Genomic DNA, 20434 nt, shown 5'->3' with positions numbered 1-20434 from the left:
TATTGAGTAAATGCGTGTTACGGGTGGCATCCATGTTGAATATCCTTGCGAAATTTGTCGGCGACGAATCCGGCGTCAGCACCGTTGAGTACGGCCTGATCGCGGCGATTATCCTCGTTGCGACCACCTGCGCAGTCTCGGCCGCCGGCTTCAGCATCGCCGATGTCGTGGAGGCCGTTACCGGTCGTTAAGCGGCCGAACGTCGCTGTGCCACGAACACCAGTCGCCAAGCCGCATCGCCCGTCATAGGCTGCCCGGAGTAGACTTGGGAGACTCAAGTGGCCGAATCCAAACTCGCAAAAACACCCCGCCGCATCTGGCCCGCACTCTTGAAGGGCCTGAAATGCCGTTGCCCAAAATGCGGGGTCGGCAAACTGTTCCACCACTATATCGAGGTCGTCGAGAACTGCCCGCACTGCGGTGAGCGGCTGGATCGCTACAATGCGGGCCTGTTGCTGCCCTTCGTCGTCATCATGATCGTGGCGCACCTGCTGGTCTTCGTGATGCTGGAGATGGAGCTGACCGGTGCCGCAAGTCCTCTCGTCTACTTGGCCGTCCTGGTGCCCCTGGCGCTCATCCTGCCACTGCTGCTCCTGCCGCCCATCAAAGGCGCCATCGTTGGCCTGTTCTGGGCCCGCAGCCTCAGCGACGAACTGGATCGTTAGGCGGGCCGCGTTTGAGCCCGCTGATATCGGATTTTGGGAGTGGCACCCTATTGGCGCATCCTGTCCTGCGACAGAAGAATGGTGGGTGATGACGGACCACCAGCGCCTATGTATACAAGGAGGTTAGAACGTCTAGCCTCGTTGCCCCCCTACCCCGCCCCATTGAATTCGCTTGAAAAAATTCGGAGCTTTCTAACTTTGCGGAGTGTTTTGTGCTGCAGTCAAAGCCAAAACCGAATCCAGGGCCGACAAGCTAAGTCCAAGCGTCCCAGGGGTGAAACTCGAAACTCCTCTGCCGCGCCATTCTCATACAATTGGGCCTTGCCCTATGCATTTGGCCACGACCAAATTGGGGCCGGTAGCTGCCTGTCTGCTTTGGGTTGCCGCATATCGGAAAGCAGCCATTGCGAACGCGGTCGCGCCGACCGCTCATTTGAGCCGCTTGCAGATTGACCGGCTTTATACAGAAAATCGCGTAGGCTGCCTTTCGGCCTTTGAGCAACGCGAGCCCTAAAAATGACCACGCCCCAGATCCTGATCTTCGCCATTCTGTTTGCAACAATGGCGCTGTTTCTGTGGGGACGGTTCCGGCATGACATAGTGGCGCTGCTGGCGTTGATGGCCTGCGTCGTGGGAGGGCTGGTACCGCCGGCGGACGCATTTGCGGGCTTTGGCCATCCAGCTGTAATCACCGTGGCCTGCGTTCTGGTGTTGAGCCAGGGTCTGCAAAGCACCGGCGCAGTGGACTGGCTGGCGCGCACGGTGCTGCCACGCGAGCCTGGGCGGCTGACTGGCATGGCCATGCTGATGGGTTTGGGGGCGCTCTTGTCGGGCTTCATGAACAATGTGGGCGCCATGGCCCTCTTGATGCCGGTAGCGTTACAACTGTCCCGCCGACTGCACATGTCGCCCGGCCAGGTGTTGATGCCACTGGCATTCGGCACCATCCTGGGCGGCATGACCACGCTGATCGGCACGCCGCCGAACCTGATCGTTTCGGGGTTTCGGGCCGAGGCAGGATTGGGTCATTTCGCGATGTTCGACTTTGCTCCGGTCGGGCTCGCGGTGGCAGTGCTCGGCGTGGCCTTTGTCGCGCTAATCGGCTGGCGCCTGGTGCCTGAGCGCAAAGCGGTTGACACAGAGGGTTTTGAGACGGGCGCCTATATGACCGAAGTGCGCGTGCCCGAGAACAGTAAGGCGGTCGGCCTGACCCTGCGGGCATTTGAGCGTGAGATCGAGGTCAGCGAAGCGCAGGTCGTCGGCCTGGTGCGCAACAATGTGCGGATGACCGCGCCGCATGGCGGCAGACACATCCGCGCCGGAGACATCCTGGTGATCGAGGCGGATGTCGAAGCGTTGGCCGAGGCGCTGTCGGTCTTTGGCCTCAAGCTGGAAGAACAGGGGCCGTCGACTGCAGAGGACGAGGAGGACGAGAACGCGAAGGAATCGCCTGGCCCGGCGCAGGATGAAACAGATGACGGCGACAGCAAGCGGGATGAGGACATCGTGCTGCGCGAACTTGTCGTATTGCCCAGCTCCAGCATCGTCGGCCGCTCAGCCTCCGATCTGCGGTTGCGCACGCGTTACGGACTGAACCTCCTGGCGGTGTCGCGTGAGGGGCACCGACCGAAGTCACGGCTGCGGACGCTCACACTGAAATCTGGCGATCTGCTCCTGATGCAGGGTCCCGCCGAAATAGTGTCGGAATTCGTCAACGACACCGGTTGCGTGCCGCTGGGTGAGCGCGAGTTGCGCATCCCCGACAAGCGCATGGCGATCATTGCGAGCGCCATCATGCTGGGATCGGTGGGCATTGTCACCGCCGGGCTGCTGCCGGCGGCGGTGGCTTTCACGTTGGGGGTGATTGCGTCGATGCTGTTGCGCACTGTTCCGCTACGCCAGATTTATACTGCCATCGACTGGCCGGTGATCGTGCTGCTGGCCGCCCTCATCCCGGTTGCGGGCGCCATGCAGGTCACGGGGGCGGCAGATGTCCTGGCGCAGTTTCTGGTAAACACCATTGCGCAGGGCAATGCAGTCGCCGCGCTCGCGGTGGTGCTGGTCGTAACAATGTGCCTGTCCGACGTGATGAACAATGCTGCCACTGCCGCAGTGCTCTGTCCCATCGCCATAGGCATCGCCTCCACTTTGGGCGTCAACCCGGACAGCTTCCTGATGGCCGTGGCTATCGGCGCCTCCTGCGCGTTCCTGACACCCATCGGCCACCAGAACAACACCCTGATCCTTGGCCCAGGCGGATTTGGCTTTGGCGACTACTGGAAGCTGGGTCTGCCGCTTGAGATACTGGTGGTGGGGGTCAGTATCCCGCTGCTGCTGATCGTCTGGCCGCTGTGAGGCACCGACCCTAAACAGCGCTGGTCCGGGTCCAGTCTCCCCTGTCGCGGGCGGTCGCAACATTGGCTTTCAGCACGACCATACGGTGCGTGTTCCTGTCCGGCGGCAACCGCCCCTTTTCGGACCTTCAGTGCGTGAAGTAGAAATCCGAAAAGCCGTCAGACGGGACGTAGGAGCGGCTCTTGTGAGCCGCTCCATGTAATCAGGCCGCAGTGTTTTTGCGCCACTGAATAAGTGGGCCGTCCTCCTCATTGACACAGGTGCCGATTTGCTCGAAGCCATTTCGCCGCAGGACGGACTGTGAAGCTAAGTTCTCGGCGCCGGTTTCGGCCGTGACCCAGTCGACCCTTGGGTGACGTCGAGCCCACGCCAAGACGTCAGCAACGGCGCGGCTCGCTATGCCTTTCCCCCAGCGCGATGGCGAAACTCCGTACCCGATGTGAATGTTGCTAGCCTCGGGCGTGCGAATGAGGGAGCAGAGGCCGACGATTTCACCGTCCTCGATAATCATCCAGGCACAGGGGGTGAAGTTTGGACGAATGCCTTCGGCCAATTCGGACAGCATTTCGATCACCTCGGTGGGAGCGATATTACCGGGAGCCAAACGATAGTCATCAGGCGCCCTGCCAACCTGCAGCAAGGCGAAGTCAGAAGCAGATGCTTCAGTGATCATGAGTATTCTCAATAGAAGAATGCGCGGGGGCATAGCCCAGCCGCCTGGTGCCGAGAGCTACTGGCTTGTTTGCGCCATGCGCGCAACACCGGTATTCACCGCCTCGGCGGGTGAATTGAGGGTATTGGCAACGGTGAGCAAAGGCATCTCCTGAATTGGGGACGCTTCTAACAAGATAGCTACGATTGGACAACCCCTAGGCCATTCGGCTGCCGGAGCGCGATTCCCCAGATAGGCCAGGATCAGTCACCGGGTTTGCTGCATCGTCGCCTCTCCACCGATTCTCAGGTGGCCGGTGGCCTGCGCCAGGTCGAGAGCGAATGGGCACTCACGCGCCGACGCTGCGACACCTCGGAAAGCGGATAGTCCCGCTCGGTGATCTGACGCACCGCATCGCGCTTGAACTCTTCGGTGAAATTGGCTTTGCCCATAAGGAAGGCGTCTACAAATCTAGGGGCTATTCAGTATGATGGGAAATCGTCGATGCCGACTTGCCGCATCTGAAATCGAATGAGGACAATCCCGGGGTTTCGCCCAACTTTCGAAAAATCTCGAAACGTAGCGGATCTCCAAGCGCCACAAGGATCTTCAGCGCTTCACTGGTCTGCCCAAGGGCTTCAACGCCCACGGCCTCCGCAAAGCTGCCTGCCGGCGCCTGGCCGAAGCCGGCTGCACCACCAGGGAAATCATGGCCGTTTCCGGCCCATTCTAACCCCTTTATAACTAAAGGGGTTGGTGGGCGATGACGGACTCGAACCGCCGACATCCTCGGTGTAAACGAGGCGCTCTACCAACTGAGCTAATCGCCCGCAGGCCGAAGCAGCTGCGTGTGGGGCTCTGATTAGGGCCACCGGCCCTGCCCGTCAACTGGGTACGGACAAAGAAATGGCCCCGGCGCAAGGCGCTCGGGGCCGATCGACGCATCAAACCGTTGCCGGTGATTAGTTGATCGCGTCCTTCAGGCCCTTGCCGGGCTTGAACTTAGCCTGGTTCGAGGCCGGGATCTGAATCTCGGCGCCGGTAGCAGGATTGCGGCCGATCGATGCCTTGCGCTGGGAAACAGCGAAAGTACCAAAACCAACCAAGCGAACTTCGTCGCCGCCCTTGAGCGAAGCGGTGATCGCTTCGAACACTGCGTCAACCGCTTCGGCGGCCTGTGCCTTGGTGATCGTAGCCTTGTCGGCAACGACGCCAACCAGATCGTTCTTGTTCATAGCGTTTCCTCACAGTGAATGCCCGCCTCGCGGCGAACCAAAACGTCGCCACCATTTTGCGATTCTAGGTGAAACGCAAGGATTTCCGGGGGTCTTGGGCCGCCAGACGGTGCAAAGCTGTTAATGAACCGGAAAAAACACGCCGACAAGGCCGGATCGAAGTTTTTCCCGGTTTTCCGGGGTTTTCCACCGCCTCAGCGGCACATCACTCAACCTGCGGCCGCGACGGGCATGCGGCGACGGATTCCCAACATCAGCGGCAGCGCCGACAGGTAAATTGCGGCACCGATAATCCAGATCAAACCTGGCCAACTCGGGCGAATGGCGAAATAGACGAAACTGAAGAACAGCGGCCCGAACACGGCCGCCAAGCTGACGAGACTGGCCAGCACACCCTGCAATTGCCCCTGCTTGTCCGGTCCCACCTGCGTGGTGGTCAGCGATTGCAACGCCGGCATGCCAATGCCACCCAGCGCGAAGAGAGGCGCCAGGGCGAACAAGACCCAGCCCTGCGTGGCAAAGCCCAGGCAGACCAGCGCCGTCAACTCGCAGGCCATGCCGACGACAAGGGCCCAGCGCTCCCCCAGCCGCGCCACTGCCGGTCCGGTGAGGAACGCCTGCGCCCCGGCGTGGAAGAAGCCGAATGCCCCGAGCGAAAGGCCAATCATCATACCGCTCCAGCGGAAGCTGTCCTCGCTGAAGAGCGCCCAGACCGTGCCGTACATGGTGCCGACGAAGTTCATGATGACGAAGATGGCCATCATCGGAATCAGCGCCTTGAAGGTGAGCGCCCATTTGAGCGGAATGAAGGGATTGAGCGCCTTCCACTCGAACTTCGCATGACGCGTGCCGGGGCGCGACTCCGGCAGGACGAACAGGGCCAGCGAGAAGTTGACGGCGTTCAGCAGCGCCGCCGCGAGGAAGGGTGCCCGCACCCAATAGTCCCCCAGAATGCCGCCGATCACCGGGCCGATGATGAAGCCGATACCGAACATGGCATGGAAATAACCGAAGCGCTTGGCCCGCTCGTCCTCGCTGGAAATATCGGTGATGTAGGCCGTGGCCACCGCCATATTGGCACTGGTGATCCCGGCAATGGCACGGCCGACGACCAGCATCCAGAGCTGGGGCGCGAACGCCATGATGACATAATCGATTGCCGCCCCGGCCAGCGATATCAACAGGACCGGCCGCCGACCAAAGCGGTCGCTGAGCACCCCCAGAACGGGTGAGAACAGGAACTGCATCGCCGCGTAAAGCGCCAGCATGAGGCCCAACATCGTCGCCACCTCAGTCGTGTGGCCGACGTCCCGCAGCAGGGCGGGCAGGATGGGAAAGATCAGTCCGATCCCGATGGCATCAAGGGTCACGGCGGCGAGAATGACGAGTAGCGGCTTGTTCATAATCGGCCCCCTGCGAACCGGAACGGGGCGCCCTCCAAGCAGATCGCGCCGCAGCGACAATTGATGTCAGCAGACACCTATCCAAGGCAAGGGGCGAGCCGAACAATCGTGTCGGCTCGCAGCAAGCGGCTTATTCCTCCGCGGCGAGCGCCAGGCATTCCTCGGGGGTGTAGCGGGTATCCCCGGTCTCATTGATCACCTGGGCGAAAGCGTCTTCGACATAGAACTCGACGAGGCGATCATACTCGGTTTCGGCGACGGCGTCGGCTTCCAGGGCCAGTTCGGCCTTGGCGAACAGGATGGCGGCAACGGCGTTGGAGCTTTCGGCCTGCTCGGCCGGGGTATCGTCGGCCTGCGCGGCAACGGTGAAGGCCGCACCGCACCACATGGCGATGTCGACGGCGTCGCTGACTTCTTCCTGGGCGAAGGCAGGCGCGGAAAAGCTCATCGCGGCAGCGGCGGCAACAGTGGCAAGCAATCTGGCGGTCATCGGCATTGGTATCTCGCTATGCGCTGGGAACGGGATGTTCCTGAGCGGGCTCAGTTCCCTAGATGGCGGCAGGCCCGGTGTCACAGGATAAATGAAAACGGCGGCCCTTGCGGACCGCCGTCTGATGACCCGGATCTGCCAGATTAATGCGGCAATCCAGTGCTGTTGTCTTCGGCTTCGACGCCAACCGGCTTCACCGGCTGTTCATCGAAGTTCCACTCGATCGGTTCAGGCTTGCGGACCAGGGCCCGCTCGATCACCTGATCCATCCGGCTGACCGGCACGATCTCCATGCCTTCCTTGACGATATCGGGGATCTCGGCGAGATCGCGAACGTTCTCTTCCGGGATGAGCACCGTCTTGATACCGCCACGGAGCGCTGCAAGCAGCTTCTCCTTGAGGCCGCCGATGGGCAGGACCCTGCCCCGCAGCGTGATCTCGCCGGTCATGGCGACATCATTGCGAACCGGAATGCCGGTCATGACCGAAACGATGGCCGTTGCCAGGCCGATACCAGCGGACGGACCGTCCTTGGGCGTTGCCCCTTCAGGCAGGTGGACGTGGATGTCGCGCGTGTCGAACATCGGCGGCTTGATGCCGAAATCGACCGAGCGCGAACGCACATAGGCAGTGGCCGCAGTCAGCGATTCCTTCATCACTTCCTTGATGTTGCCGGTAACGGTCATGCGACCCTTACCCGGCGTCATCACGCCTTCAATCGTCAGCAGTTCGCCACCAACCGAAGTCCAGGCCAGACCGGTCACCAGACCAACCTGGGCCTCGGCTTCGATTTCGCCGTGCTTGTAGATGTCGGCGCCGAGATAGCGGGTCAGCGTTTCCTCGTCGATGGTGATCGACTTGGCCTTGGTCTTGACGATCTCGGCCACAGCCTTGCGCATCAGCTTGGAGATTTCGCGCTTGAGATTACGCACGCCCGCTTCACGGGTGTAGCGCTGGATCACGGCGGTCAGCATCTCGTCGCTGAGGATGAACTCATGCGGCTGCAGGCCATTTTCCTTGAGCGTCTCGGGGATCAGGTGCTGCTTGGCAATACCGTGCTTCTCCTGCTCGGTGTAACCGGACAGGCGAATGATCTCCATACGGTCCATCAATGGGCCGGGGATGTTCAAGGTGTTCGAGGTGGTCACGAACATCACGTCCGAAAGGTCATAATCGACCTCAAGGTAGTGATCGGCAAAGGTGTGGTTCTGCTCGGGATCGAGCACTTCCAGCAATGCCGAGGACGGATCGCCGCGGAAGTCCTGGCCCATCTTGTCGATTTCGTCGAGCAGGAAGAGCGGGTTGGACTTGCCGACCTTCTTGAGCGACTGGATCACCTTGCCGGGCATGGAGCCGATATAGGTGCGGCGGTGGCCACGGATCTCGGCTTCGTCGCGAACGCCGCCGAGCGCCATGCGCACGAACTCACGCCCCGTCGCCTTGGCGATGGACTTGCCAAGCGAGGTCTTGCCGACGCCCGGAGGACCGACGAGGCAAAGGATCGGGCCCTTGAGCTTACCGACACGGCCCTGCACTGCCAGATATTCAAGGATGCGTTCCTTGACCTTCTCGAGGCCATAGTGATCCTCGTCCAGAACCTTTTCGGCCAGGACCAGGTCACGCTTGACCTTGCTCTTCTTGCCCCAAGGGAGCCCGAGAAGCGTATCGAGATAGTTACGGACCACGGTGGCTTCAGCTGACATCGGGCTCATGGTCTTGAGCTTCTTGATCTCGGCATCCGCCTTGGCGCGGGCTTCCTTGGAGAGCTTGGTCTTGGCGATGCGCTCTTCGAGTTCGGTGATCTCGTTGGAGCCTTCCTCGCCATCGCCCAGCTCGCGCTGGATCGCCTTCATCTGCTCGTTGAGGTAGTATTCGCGCTGGGTCTTTTCCATCTGCCGCTTGACGCGGCTACGGATGCGCTTTTCCACCTGCAGGACGCCGATTTCGCCTTCCATCAGGCCCAGGATCTTCTGGAAGCGCTCGGCGACCGAAACGGTCGAGAGCAGGTCTTCCTTCTCGTTGATCTTGATGACCAGGTGGCTGGCAATGGTGTCCGCGAGCTTGGAATGGTTCTCGATCTGCCCAACAGCAGCGACGACCTCGGCAGAGATCTTCTTGTTGAGCTTCACATAGCTTTCAAATTCGGTCTGGGCCGAACGGGCCAGCGCCTCAAGCTCGGTCGGATCGTCTTCGGGCTCGGGCAGCACGGTGGCTTCGGCCTCGAAGTAATCGACGGTCTGGAGGTAGCGATCGATGGTTGCGCGGCTCAGCCCTTCCACGAGGACCTTCACGGTGCCATCGGGGAGCTTGAGCAGCTGCAGGACGGTGGCAATGGTGCCCGTCGTGAAAATCTGGTCGGGCGCCGGATCATCATCCTGCGCGTTCTTCTGGGTTACGACGAGGATGTGCTTGTCGTCGCGCATGACTTCTTCAAGCGCCTTGACCGATTTCTCGCGGCCGACGAACAGCGGCACGATCATGCCGGGGAAAACGACGATGTCGCGCAGCGGGAGCACTGGGTACACCCGATCACGGCTGATTTCGCCGCCGGCGGGATTCACGTCAGTCATCTCTTATCCTTTCCGGGGCGCACTGGAAGGAAGGAGGGAAGCGCGCCCGTTGCAGACAGCCCCACCGCAGAGGCTGGGCTGATTCTGATTAATAAATAGGTCGGACGGCGGCTGGGGCAAGTCAACCTTTGCAAAATTGTCACGGTTAACCCCGCAGCGCACAGGAGATGTGCATCTGGCGGGTAGATAGCCTCCTCAAAGTACCGATTTGCGGGCCTTGAGCAGGATACTCGTATCGGTATTGGCGATGCCGTCGATGAGGCGAATTGACCGCAGCAGGTCGTCCAGCTCAGCTACATCGGCAACTTCGAGCTCGGCGACAACGTCCCAGCGGCCATTGGTGGTGTGCAGCTGGCGCACTTCGGGCATCCCAAGCAGGCGCTTGACCACGGCAGCTTCGTTCTTGCCATCCACTTCAACCATGGTGATGGCGCGCACGCCATGGCTCTCGCCCCCAGCCATGACGACGGTGAAGCCGGCGATGACGCCATTGCTCACCAGCCGGTCCACACGCGCCTTGGCAGTTGCGCGCGACACCTTGAGATCGAGCGCCAGCTTGGCCACGGGCGTCCGGGCATTGGTGCGCAGTAGCGCAATCAGGCGGTGGTCGAGGTCATCGAGCTGCATGATCTGTCACTTTGCACATTTTGCACCGCCACTTTGCTCAGTTGAATAGTCATTTCTATCACATCTCCGACTATTGGCCCACCTCACTGTGCTTCATGCTGAAGGGATCATCAGAGCCGGTCATGACCCGGCGGGGACCGACACCAATGCATCAGCCAGCAGACGCCGTTCGCTCCATCGACATCTTTGGCATTCCCACTGACGCGGGCGCTTCGTGCCGCGGCGATGGTATGGGGCCGGAAGCACTGCGCGTGGCTGGGCTGCTCGATACGCTCGCCGCGCTGGGCCACACGGTCAGCGATCACGGCGATATTGTCTGGCACGAGCGCCCTGCCCCTAACGCCCAATCGCCGTGGCGGCTATCGACCGAGCGCCAGGCCGACGTGCTGGCATTGGCTGCGCAGAGCTGCCAGCGGGCACAGGCGTCGCTGCAGGCCGGACACCTGCCGGTGTTCCTCGGGGGCGACCATAGTCTCTCCATGGGCACCCTAGGTGGCGTGGCGCGCCACTGCGCCGAGATCGGCAAGCCGCTCTTCGTGCTGTGGGTCGATGCCCATGGCGATTTCAACACGCCGGAAACCTCCACCACCGGCAATCTGCACGGCATGCCACTGGCGCTGCTGTGCGGCGAGCCGGACTTTGGCCCGGAGTTTGATGGGCCGTGGCGTGGGGCAATCGATCCGCGCAACGTCACCATCTTTGGCGCCCGCTCCATCGACCGGCCCGAGCGCACACTGCTGGAGGCGCGCGGCGTCGATGTGATGGATATGCGCCGGATCGACGAAATGGGCGCCGTAGCACTGATGCGCGGGGTTATCGAGCGCGTGGAAGCCGTTGATGGGCATCTGCATGTGAGCCTGGATGTCGATGTCATGGATCCCTCGATTGCTCCGGGTGCCGGCACGCCAGTCGCGGGAGGCCTCACCTTCCGTGAAGGTCACCTGGCGATGGAAATGCTGCATGACAGCGGCTGCGTCAGCTCCGTGGATATCGTCGAGCTCAATCCATTCCTCGACCACGCCGGCATGAGCGCCCGGCTGCTGGTCGATCTCGCCGCCAGCCTGTTTGGCCGCCAGATCATGGCGCGTTCGCCAATGCGCGGCACCGGCTTCACCGGGCTGGCATCCGGCGCCGCACCTTATTCCCGACAGGGTGCAACCATCACTGCAGCAGGGAGGCAGCAATGACCCAATTCATTGGTATCGAGGACCTCAAGAGGCTGGTGCGAACCACCGGCACAAAGGGCTTTCTGAAACAATTGACCGACTATATCCGCGCCGATTTCGGACGTTGGCCCGAATTCGAAAAGTCAGCCCGTGTCGCCAGCCACTCCGCCAAGGGTGTTATCGAGCTGATGCCAACCTCGGACGGAACGCTTTACAGCTTCAAATATGTCAACGGCCACCCAGGCAATCCGGCATCCGGTAAGCTGACGGTGACCGGATTTGGCGTCCTCGCCGATGTCGCCACGGGCTATCCGCTGCTGATCAGCGAAATGACGCTGCTGACGGCCCTGCGCACCGCGGCCACGTCGGCTTTCGCCGCATCACTGCTGGCCCGGCCAGAGAGCCGCACGCTGGCGCTGATCGGCACGGGAGCACAATCGGAATTCCAGGCCCTCGCCTTTCAGGCGATCATCGGCATCGAGGAGATCAGGGTTTACGACCCCGATCCCCTGGCGGTCGAGAAGTTCATGGCCAATGCCGCTGGTTTCGGTCTTCGACTGATCCGCGCCGGTTCTGCGCGTGAAGCCGTAGCGGGCGCGGATATCGTGACCGTTGCCACGGCGGTCAAAGGCCGCGCGGCCGTCATCACGGCGGACATGCTGAGCCCCGGCACGCATATCAACGCCATTGGCGGCGATTGCCCCGGCAAGACGGAGCTACATCGGGACATTCTCGAGCGCGCCAGGGTGTTCGTGGAGTTCACGCCGCAGACGCGGGTGGAGGGCGAAATCCAGCAGATGGAGGCGGATTATCCCGTCACCGAACTGTGGGAAGTGCTGGCTGGCTCCAGGTTTGGCCGCACCGACGCTGATGAGATCACCGTCTTCGACTCGGTTGGTTTCGCTATCGAGGATTTTTCAGCCCTCCGGCTGGTGCATGACCTGACGCGGAGCGGACCGAAGCACATGCTGGACCTGGTGCCGGATGTGGCGGATCCGAAGAACCTTTATGGGGAGCTGGTGAGCGAACCGCACAGAGTGCTGCCCGCCAGGACGCCGGAGATCGCCTGAACCACGAGACCTGAAACGACCACCGGGTCATTCCCGCGCAGGCGGGAATCCATTCTTCATCCGGTGTGCCAAAGAGTGGATTCCCGCCTGCGCGGGAATGACTCCGTGGGTGAGCAAGAATCAAAAACGCCGGGGCTTTTGCCCCGGCGTTTTAGTATCTCATGGTCGAGAAGATCAGGCCCCTGCGGGCAGTTCTTCCTTCTGGCGATCGGAGTAGATGTAGAGCGGACGCACGTCCTTGCCCTTCACCACGTCTTCGCTGATCACGACTTCCTCGACGCCTTCCAGAGATGGCAGGTCGTACATGGTGTCGAGCAGGATGCCTTCCAGGATGGACCGCAGACCGCGAGCACCCGTCTTGCGCTCGATGGCCTTCTCGGCAATGGCCTTGAGGGCATCCTCGTGGAAGGTCAGCTCGACTTCTTCCATCTGGAACAGACGCTGGTACTGACGCACCAGAGCGTTCTTTGGCATCGTCAGGATTTCGATCAGGGCGGCAATATCCAGATCTTCAAGGGTCGCCAGGATCGGCAGACGACCGATGAATTCCGGGATCAGGCCGAAGCGCACCAGATCTTCCGGGGCGACGTCAGCCAGGACCTGCCCGACGCGACGGTCGTTGGGGTCCTTGACCACGGCACCGAAGCCGATGCCCGAGCCTTCGCCGCGTGCCGAAATGATCTTTTCGAGGCCCGAGAAGGCACCGCCGCAGATGAACAGGATATTGGTCGTGTCCACCTGCAGGAATTCCTGCTGCGGGTGCTTGCGACCGCCCTGGGGCGGAACGGAAGCCACGGTGCCTTCCATGATCTTGAGCAGGGCCTGCTGCACGCCTTCGCCCGATACGTCACGGGTGATCGACGGGTTGTCGGACTTGCGGCTGATCTTGTCGACTTCGTCGATATAGACGATGCCGCGCTGGGCCTTTTCGACATTGTAGTCGGCGGCCTGCAGCAACTTGAGGATGATGTTTTCAACGTCTTCGCCGACATAGCCGGCTTCGGTGAGCGTCGTGGCATCAGCCATGGTGAAGGGCACGTCGAGGATACGAGCCAGGGTCTGGGCCAGCAGCGTCTTGCCCGAACCGGTCGGACCAATCAGCAGAATGTTGGACTTGGAAAGCTCAACATCCTGGTTCTTGGTCGCGTGGTGCAGGCGCTTGTAGTGGTTGTGGACGGCCACGGAGAGCACGCGCTTGGCGCGGTACTGGCCGATGACATAGTCGTCGAGCACCTTGCAGATATCTGCAGGTGTCGGCACGCCATCGGAGGACTTGACCATCGAGGTCTTGTTCTCTTCGCGGATGATGTCCATGCACAGTTCTACGCATTCATCACAGATGAACACGGTCGGACCGGCGATCAGCTTGCGAACCTCATGCTGGGATTTCCCGCAGAACGAGCAATAAAGCGTGTTCTTGGAGGATTCGCCGTTCGTTGTCTCTTTGGACATCCTGTCACTCCCGGGGGTAAACACCCCCAAAATTCAACGTCACCTATGACGGTAACGCTCGAGGCCTAAAGAAAGTCTAAGCCGAACCGACCTTAGCGGTCGATCCGGCTACGTGCAATTCCGCGGATGTCACACTCCGCGGCGCTTCGTTATTGGCGTTAACGCCCATAGATCAGACTGCGTCCGGTACGGCGCGCTTCTCGTAGACGCTGTCGATAAGGCCAAAGGTCTTGGCTTCTTCGGCAGACAGGAAGCGATCACGCTCGAGAGCGTTCTCGATTTCCTCGTAAGTGCGGCCGGTGTGCTTCTCGTAGATTTGATTGAGACGACGCTTCAGGCCTTCGACTTCCTTGGCGTGAATCAGGATGTCAGTCACCTGACCCTGGAACCCGCCGGACGGCTGGTGAACCATGACGCGCGAATTCGGTAGCGACGTCCGCATCCCGGCTTCACCGGCGGCCAGCAGCAGCGAGCCCATCGAAGCCGCCTGCCCCATGACCATCGTGCCAACCGGCGGACGGATGAACTGCATGGTGTCGTAGATCGACAGGCCAGCCGTCACCACGCCACCAGGCGAGTTGATGTACATGGAAATTTCCTTCTTCGGATTTTCCGACTCAAGGAACAGCAGCTGAGCCACGATCAGGCTCGCCATGTTGTCCTCGACCACGCCGGTCACGAAGATGATGCGCTCACGCAGCAGGCGCGAGTAAATGTCGAATGCGCGCTCGCCGCGGTTGGATTGCTCAACCACCATGGGAACGAGCGTATTCATGTAAAGATCGTGTGGATCTCTCATAGTTGATGCCCCTTTGCTGCGCCGGACTGCGTGGATGCCGGGCTAGCCTATTCGGTTGGTACACGATGCCGGAAACCGGACACCCAAATTGCTGGATCGTGCCTTGAATTCGAATCAGCGCGACTGGCCGATTGCTGCCTGTGCCGCATTAACGCGCGGTAAAGGCACAGATAGGCGGCATTGACGCGCGCTTCAATAGGCACGCCAAGGCTTGTGACGGCAAGGTGAATGCCAACCCGACGCCATGGTGTCCGTCCCTATGAAGCGAAGCTGACCGGAACGCCCTTCTTCTTGAAATAGGCTTGCATGGTCTTGCGACCCTGGCGGTTGTTCTGGGCCAGCTTGGCCGGCTCGAACACCGCCTCCTTGACGCCCTCGGTCGCCATTGCGGCCTTCAGCGCGGCGATGTGGAGGTCAATGTCCTCGTTATTGTTCTTGATCGACGCATAGATGTTGTCGATGGCTTGGCTCAGGGTCAGGTCGCTCACGAGAGGCTCCGTGAAATCATCAGAACGTGAAAAATCATTGCGCCCTGCACTAACGATTTTTTCGGCAGGAGCAAGGCGCGATGCCCTTTTGCCCGCATGTTCACCATTTCTAGAGGCTTGCCAGCACGCCCGGCACCAATAATGGCAGATCTTCACTGATCAGTCCGGGTCCTCCGAATCGGTTGGCAGCATCGGCGTGCACCCACACGGCGGCGGCGGCGGCCTGAAATCCGGGCATACCGCGCGCCAGAAGGCCCGCCACGATCCCCGCCAGCACGTCGCCAGCCCCGGCCGTTCCCAGCCAGGCCGGCGCATTGGCGTTGACGATGGCCCGGCCATCGGGCGCGGCGATGACGGTGTCATTGCCCTTGTAAACGATCGTGGCGCCGCAATGCCGCGCAGCGGCGCGGGCCATGGTCAACTTGTCGCCCTGGGTCTCGCCAAACAGGCGCCGGAACTCGCCCCCATGGGGCGTCAGCACGACCGGGCGCTCCGGCTGGGCCTTGATGGCGGCAAACAGGGCCTCGGCCTGCCCTTCAAAGCTGATTAGGGCATCGGCATCCAGCACGACCGCGGCGCCTGCTGCCAGCGCCGCCAGCGTCTTGTCGCGCGTCTCCTGCCCCACGCCTGCGGCCGGGCCGAGCACGACGGTGGTGATGCGGTTGTCGGCGAGGAGCGCGGTCAGATCCGCAACGGTCTCGGACACCTTCAACATCACTGCAGTGACGTGAGCGGCATGGACCATCAGGGCATCCTGCGTGCCGGTCAATGACACCAGACCGGCACCGGCACGGAACGCGCCCATTGCCGCCAGCCGGGCGGCGCCGGTGTGCAGTGGACCGCCCGAAACCACGACACAGTGGCCACGGTCAAATTTGTTACCCTGGCTCTCGGCTGCGGGAATTTCCCACTGGTTTGGCGTGTTTTCCCATGCACTTGCACCGATTAGATCAAGCACAGAATCGGGAATGCCAATGTCAGCCAGCACCGTTTCACCGCACAGATCGCGGCCCGGCTGCAGCAGGTGACCCGGCTTGAGCCGGAAGAACGTCACCGTGAGGTCGGCGTCTATCGCCGTGCCCCGCACGGCCCCGGTGGCGCCATCCAACCCGCTGGGGACATCGATGCTGACCACGGGACGGCCACTGGCATTGACCGCCCCAATGAGCTCGGCAAGCGCACCGTCGACGTCCCGATCCAGCCCGGCACCAATCAGAGCATCGATCACCAGGTCGGCGTGCTCGAGGTCCTTCAGACTTGGGGCTTCGGTCCTGCCGGTCCACAGCGCCGCCATGGCCGCGGCATCGCCCTTGAGCGCCGCGCGATCCCCAATGAGCCGCAATTGCACCGGCCAGCCCTTCTCCTTGAGCAGGCGTGCGGCCACGAAGCCGTCGCCGCCATTATTGCCCATGCCGCAGAGGACCAGCACCGAGCGCTGGTAATAGTGCTCGGTTACTGCATCCACCACAGCACGGCCAGCGGCCTCCATCAGCTTGAGGGATTTGATTCCGGCGCGCACGGCGAGGCGGTCGGCTTCGCCCATCTGGGCTGGCGTCAGCAGAATATCGGAACTGGGGCTGCTCATTGGTCGGTAACGTCCTTGATGTCGGCCTTGCCGGATTTGCGAGGCCCTGCCGATGTGGTGCCGGCGAGCCCATCCTACCAGCCGGCCCCAAAACAAAAAGCCGCCCATTGCTGGGCGGCTTTCAAAAATCTGGTCCGGAACCTTAGTGGTGGTGTTCTTCCGGAACTTCGTCCTCGTCGGCCTGGATCAGCTTGGCCAGCTCGGCGCGGGTCATCTTCTTTTCGGTCTGCTCGGCCAGCTCGGCAACAAAGTCGACGACCTTGTTCTCGAACACGGGAGCACGGAGACCGGCGAGAGCCTGCGGGTTCTTGCGGTAATAGTCGTAAACCTGCTGTTCCTGGCCCTGGAAACGACGGACCTCGGCGATGAGCGCCTGCTGGTGCTCTTCGTCGGTGACGTTGACGTCGTTCTTGTTGCCGATCTCAGCAACCACGAGGCCCAGACGCACGCGGCGCTCGGCGATCTTGCGGTACTGTTCCTTGGCGGCTTCTTCGGTCGTGCCTTCGTCTTCGAAGGAACGGCCATGGGCCTCGATCTCGTGCTTGACGCGGTTCCAGATGGTCTCGAACTCGGCATCGACCAGCTGGGCCGGTACTTCGAACTTGTGACCGTCATCGAGCGCGTCCAGAATCTGGCGCTTGACGTGCTGGCGGCTCATCGAAGCCAGCGCGGCTTCCATCTGGGTCTTGACGGCGGCGCGCAGCGCAGCGACGTCTTCGACGCCAAGGCGCTTGGCGAACTCATCGTCCAGCTCGCCCGTGTTCGGGCCGTCGGCGTGCAGGATGGTCACTTCGAAAGTGGCCTTCTTACCGGCAAGCTCTTCGCTCTGGTAATCCTTGGGGAACGTGACTTCGATTTCGCGAGTCTCGCCCTTCTTCATGCCAACGAGCTGCTCTTCGAAGCCCGGGATGAACTCGCCCGAACCAACGGTCAGGTGAGCATGGTCGGAAGTGCCGCCATCGAACGGCTTGCCGTCGATCTTGCCAACAAACGACAGACCAAGGCGGTCGCCGGTTTCGACAACAGCGTCATCGCCCTTGTCGGTATAGCCACGGTTCTGGGCGAACACGCGGTTGACTTCGGCATCCAGCTCTTCGTCGGTGATTTCAACGACGGGCTTGTTGAGCTTGACGCCCTTGAGTTCCATCAGTTCAACCGGCGGCAGGACTTCGTACTCCACGACGAATGCCAGGTCGGCCTTGCCTTCGAGAACGTCGTTGATCACGGCCTGATCGTCCGGCAGGTCAACCTTGGGCTGCGCTGCGGCGCGCTCGGAGCGCTGATCAAGGGTCTCGGAAACGGTCGAATTGATTGCGTCCTGCATCACTTCGGACATGGCCGAACGACCATAGACCTTCTTGAGGTGAGCGGTCGGCACCTTGCCTGGGCGAAAGCCCTTGATGCTGGCCTGGCCCCGGATCTCGTTGAGCTTGGCATCGAGGCGCGAGACGAGGTCTTTCGCCGGAATGGTGACGCTCAACTTGCGCTTCAGGCCCTCGTTGAGGGTTTCGGTAACCTGCATTCGGTTCAATCCCGTATTCATTGATCTTAGGCAGCCAGGGTCATAATCGTGGTGCGGGTGAGAGGACTCGAACCTCCACGCCTTGCGGCGCTGGAACCTAAATCCAGTGCGTCTACCAGTTCCGCCACACCCGCAAGAATACCCGTTGGCCGGGTTGGGCGAGGGTCTAACCTAACTTGAAGTGCCAGTCAAAGCCTCATTGTGGCAAGCCTTACAGGCCTTTGGACAACTCGCGCGCCACAGCATTGGGCAGGCGAGTGTTTGCCAATTGCCCAAGAAATGGGCATCTTGCCGCAAATCTGACCATGGACGGGTTCTTCCGCCTGCCCGTCCCGTATGCAGTGCGTCTGTAAACCATTGCAATGCAATGACTTTATCTGCACTGGCACAGCTGGCACAGGCCGTGCATAAGGGGGTGGCGGTACCGCCGAAATAGCGAAGTGGAAACTCAATTGAAGAAGATCGAGGCTATCGTAAAGCCCTTCAAGCTCGACGAAGTCAAAGAGGCACTGCAAGAAGTGGGTCTCCAGGGCATCACCGTCACCGAAGCCAAGGGCTTCGGGCGGCAGAAGGGCCACACCGAACTCTATCGCGGCGCCGAATATGTCGTGGATTTCCTGCCCAAGGTCAAAGTCGAGGTAGTTTGCCCCGATGACCTCGCCGAAAAGGCGATCGAAGCGATCCGCAATGCGGCGCAAACCGGTCGCATCGGCGATGGCAAGATCTTCGTCTATTCCATCGAACAGGCGATCCGCATCCGGACCGGCGAATTCGGCGACGACGCGCTGTAAGCGCGCCTGACCATCCACACAAACACCACAGCATTCCGAATAGACAGGGGAAGACCTAATGACCACCGGAAGCGACCTTCTCAAGCGCATCAAAGACGAGAACATCAAGTATGTGGACCTGCGCTTCACCGACCCGCGCGGTAAGCTGCAGCACCTCACGCTCGACGTTTCCATCGTCGATGAGGACCTGTTCGAAGAAGGCACGATGTTCGACGGTTCCTCGATCGGCGGCTGGAAGGCCATCAACGAGTCCGACATGGTGCTGATGCCCGATCCGGACTCGCACTACATGGACCCGTTCTTTGGTGCGTCGACCCTGGTCATCAACTGCGACATTCTCGAGCCCCTGACCTACCAGCCCTATAGCCGCGACCCGCGCACCACGGCCAAGAAGGCAGAGGCCTATCTCAAGTCGACCGGTATCGGCGACACCGTGGTGTTCGGCGCCGAGCCGGAATTCTTCATGTTCGACGACGTGAAGTATTCCAACACCCCGTTCAAGGTTGGCTTTGAAGTCGACCATCCGGAACTGCCGTCCAACAACGACACCGCCTATGAAGCCGGCAATAACGGCCACCATATCGGTCTCAAGAAGGGCTATTTCCCGGTGCCGCCGCTGGACAGCGCCCAGGACATCCGTGGCGAAATGCTCGCGGCAATGGCCGAAATGGGCGTGGTTGTCGAAAAGCACCACCACGAAGTGGCTTCGGCCCAGCATGAACTCGGCATCAAGTTTGCGCCGATGATCAAGGCTGCCGACGACGTGCAGATCTACAAGTATGTCATCCACCAGGTTGCCAATGCCTATGGCAAGACCGTGACCTTCATGCCGAAGCCAATCTTCGGCGACAACGGCTCGGGCATGCACTGCCACCAGTCGATCTGGAAAGACGGCAAGCCGCTGTTCGCCGGCGACCAGTATGCCGGCCTGTCGATGGACGCGCTGTATTACATTGGCGGTATCATCAAGCATGCCAAGGCCATCAACGCCTTCACCAACCCGACCACCAACTCCTACAAGCGCCTGGTCCCCGGCTTTGAAGCCCCTGTGCTGCTGGCCTACTCGGCCCGCAACCGCTCGGCCTCCTGCCGTATCCCCTTCGGCCAGTCACCGAAGGCCAAGCGCGTCGAAATCCGCTTCCCCGATCCGCTGGCAAACCCGTATCTCAGCTTCGCTGCGATGCTGATGGCCGGCCTCGACGGCATCAAGAACAAGATCCACCCCGGCGAGCCGATGGACAAGGATCTGTACGAACTGCCGCGCCAGGAACTGATGCAGATCCCGCATGTCTGCGGTTCGCTGCGCGAAGCTCTGAACGCCCTGGAAGCCGACCACGAGTTCCTGCTCGCCGGTGGCGTGTTCGACAAGGACCAGATCGCCAGCTACATCGAACTCAAGATGACGGAAGTCATCAAGTTCGAGCAGACCCCGCATCCGGTCGAGTACGAAATGTACTACTCGGCCTAAGCCGATCCGATACCGCTGACGATGAAGGGGCCCGCAAGGGCCCCTTTGCTTTTGCGGTCCGGGCACCGCCGGTGGGCTCCCCTCCCCCTTGAGGGG

General features: G+C 61.2%; 18 protein-coding genes, 2 tRNA genes and 1 pseudogene. 7 read left to right on the top strand and 14 right to left on the bottom strand.

Features of this window, described 5'->3' with window-relative positions:
• The first annotated feature begins 32 nt into the window (after positions 1–32).
• The 3 genes from BUA69_RS20785 (at position 33) to BUA69_RS13605 (ending at position 3020) form a co-directional block, all read left to right on the top strand.
• Positions 33–191 (top strand): Flp family type IVb pilin, encoded by a 159-nt coding sequence (locus BUA69_RS20785; protein WP_143154517.1) that lies wholly within the window; start codon positions 33–35, stop codon positions 189–191.
• Between the two features lie 87 nt (positions 192–278).
• Positions 279–665, top strand: coding sequence for a DUF983 domain-containing protein (locus BUA69_RS13610; RefSeq protein ID WP_046136031.1), 387 nt, complete (start codon positions 279–281; stop codon positions 663–665).
• A 516-nt stretch (positions 666–1181) separates the two neighbouring features.
• The gene (locus tag BUA69_RS13605) at positions 1182–3020 is read left to right on the top strand and encodes an SLC13 family permease (protein WP_046136030.1); all 1839 of its coding nucleotides are present in this window, start codon (positions 1182–1184) and stop codon (positions 3018–3020) included.
• Between the two features lie 202 nt (positions 3021–3222).
• Here BUA69_RS13605 and BUA69_RS13600 read toward each other — a convergent pair whose 3' ends face one another.
• The 8 genes and pseudogenes from BUA69_RS13600 to BUA69_RS13565 form a co-directional block, all read right to left on the bottom strand.
• Positions 3223–3693 (bottom strand): GNAT family N-acetyltransferase, encoded by a 471-nt coding sequence (locus BUA69_RS13600; RefSeq protein ID WP_046136029.1) that lies wholly within the window; start codon positions 3691–3693, stop codon positions 3223–3225.
• A 299-nt stretch (positions 3694–3992) separates the two neighbouring features.
• Positions 3993–4124: pseudogene (locus tag BUA69_RS13595) on the bottom strand (transposase); the annotation flags it as partial.
• A 302-nt stretch (positions 4125–4426) separates the two neighbouring features.
• Positions 4427–4502: transfer RNA gene (locus BUA69_RS13590), tRNA-Val, on the bottom strand.
• A gap of 132 nt (positions 4503–4634) precedes the next feature.
• Complete coding sequence (locus tag BUA69_RS13585; RefSeq protein WP_046136028.1) at positions 4635–4907, bottom strand: HU family DNA-binding protein; 273 nt, start codon at positions 4905–4907, stop codon at positions 4635–4637.
• 209 nt (positions 4908–5116) lie between these two features.
• Positions 5117–6310 (bottom strand): Tet(A)/Tet(B)/Tet(C) family tetracycline efflux MFS transporter, encoded by a 1194-nt coding sequence (gene tet / locus BUA69_RS13580; RefSeq protein ID WP_046136027.1) that lies wholly within the window; start codon positions 6308–6310, stop codon positions 5117–5119.
• A 130-nt stretch (positions 6311–6440) separates the two neighbouring features.
• Positions 6441–6800, bottom strand: a complete 360-nt coding sequence (locus BUA69_RS13575; RefSeq protein WP_143154516.1) for a hypothetical protein — start codon at positions 6798–6800, stop codon at positions 6441–6443.
• A gap of 143 nt (positions 6801–6943) precedes the next feature.
• Complete coding sequence (lon, locus tag BUA69_RS13570) at positions 6944–9370, bottom strand: endopeptidase La (protein ID WP_046136025.1); 2427 nt, start codon at positions 9368–9370, stop codon at positions 6944–6946.
• 195 nt (positions 9371–9565) lie between these two features.
• Entirely contained in the window at positions 9566–9997 is a 432-nt protein-coding gene (locus BUA69_RS13565) for an Lrp/AsnC family transcriptional regulator (protein WP_046136024.1), read from the bottom strand.
• A gap of 146 nt (positions 9998–10143) precedes the next feature.
• On the opposite strand from BUA69_RS13565, the gene rocF reads away from it, so the two are divergent.
• Together rocF and BUA69_RS13555 are read left to right on the top strand one after the other, a co-directional pair.
• Entirely contained in the window at positions 10144–11184 is a 1041-nt protein-coding gene (rocF, locus tag BUA69_RS13560) for an arginase (protein WP_072866562.1), read from the top strand.
• Positions 11181–12233, top strand: coding sequence for an ornithine cyclodeaminase (locus BUA69_RS13555; RefSeq protein WP_046136023.1), 1053 nt, complete (start codon positions 11181–11183; stop codon positions 12231–12233). The genes rocF and BUA69_RS13555 overlap by 4 nt, the downstream gene beginning before the upstream one ends.
• 174 nt (positions 12234–12407) lie before the next feature.
• Here BUA69_RS13555 and clpX read toward each other — a convergent pair whose 3' ends face one another.
• The 6 genes from clpX to BUA69_RS13525 all read right to left on the bottom strand — a co-directional run bounded on the left by clpX (position 12408) and on the right by BUA69_RS13525 (position 18213).
• A complete protein-coding gene (clpX, locus tag BUA69_RS13550) occupies positions 12408–13685 on the bottom strand; it encodes an ATP-dependent Clp protease ATP-binding subunit ClpX (RefSeq protein WP_046136022.1) in 1278 nt (425 codons plus the stop codon).
• A gap of 172 nt (positions 13686–13857) precedes the next feature.
• Positions 13858–14484, bottom strand: coding sequence for an ATP-dependent Clp protease proteolytic subunit (locus BUA69_RS13545; protein WP_046136021.1), 627 nt, complete (start codon positions 14482–14484; stop codon positions 13858–13860).
• Between the two features lie 257 nt (positions 14485–14741).
• On the bottom strand, positions 14742–14972 hold the full coding sequence (locus tag BUA69_RS13540) for a hypothetical protein (RefSeq protein WP_046136020.1): 231 nt from the start codon (positions 14970–14972) through the stop codon (positions 14742–14744).
• A 109-nt stretch (positions 14973–15081) separates the two neighbouring features.
• Positions 15082–16557: a bifunctional ADP-dependent NAD(P)H-hydrate dehydratase/NAD(P)H-hydrate epimerase gene (locus BUA69_RS13535; RefSeq protein WP_046136019.1), complete on the bottom strand. Its 1476-nt coding sequence runs from the start codon at positions 16555–16557 to the stop codon at positions 15082–15084.
• A gap of 142 nt (positions 16558–16699) precedes the next feature.
• The gene (gene tig, locus BUA69_RS13530; RefSeq protein ID WP_046136018.1) at positions 16700–18079 is read right to left on the bottom strand and encodes a trigger factor; all 1380 of its coding nucleotides are present in this window, start codon (positions 18077–18079) and stop codon (positions 16700–16702) included.
• A gap of 49 nt (positions 18080–18128) precedes the next feature.
• Positions 18129–18213 (bottom strand) — tRNA-Leu (locus tag BUA69_RS13525).
• Positions 18214–18531: 318 nt separating this feature from the next.
• Between BUA69_RS13525 and BUA69_RS13520 the strand changes: the two genes are divergently transcribed.
• Both BUA69_RS13520 and glnA read left to right on the top strand, forming a co-directional pair.
• Entirely contained in the window at positions 18532–18870 is a 339-nt protein-coding gene (locus BUA69_RS13520; RefSeq protein ID WP_046136017.1) for a P-II family nitrogen regulator, read from the top strand.
• A gap of 58 nt (positions 18871–18928) precedes the next feature.
• Positions 18929–20338 carry a type I glutamate--ammonia ligase gene (gene glnA, locus BUA69_RS13515; protein WP_046136016.1) on the top strand — a complete coding sequence of 470 codons (1410 nt, stop codon included), beginning with the start codon at positions 18929–18931 and terminating at the stop codon, positions 20336–20338.
• Positions 20339–20434 lie beyond the last annotated feature (96 nt).

The organism is Devosia limi DSM 17137 (assembly GCF_900128975.1).
Classification (GTDB): domain Bacteria; phylum Pseudomonadota; class Alphaproteobacteria; order Rhizobiales; family Devosiaceae; genus Devosia; species Devosia limi.
The sequence above is the reverse complement of the archived record's forward strand: the minus strand, read 5'-3'. Positions and strand labels throughout refer to the sequence as shown.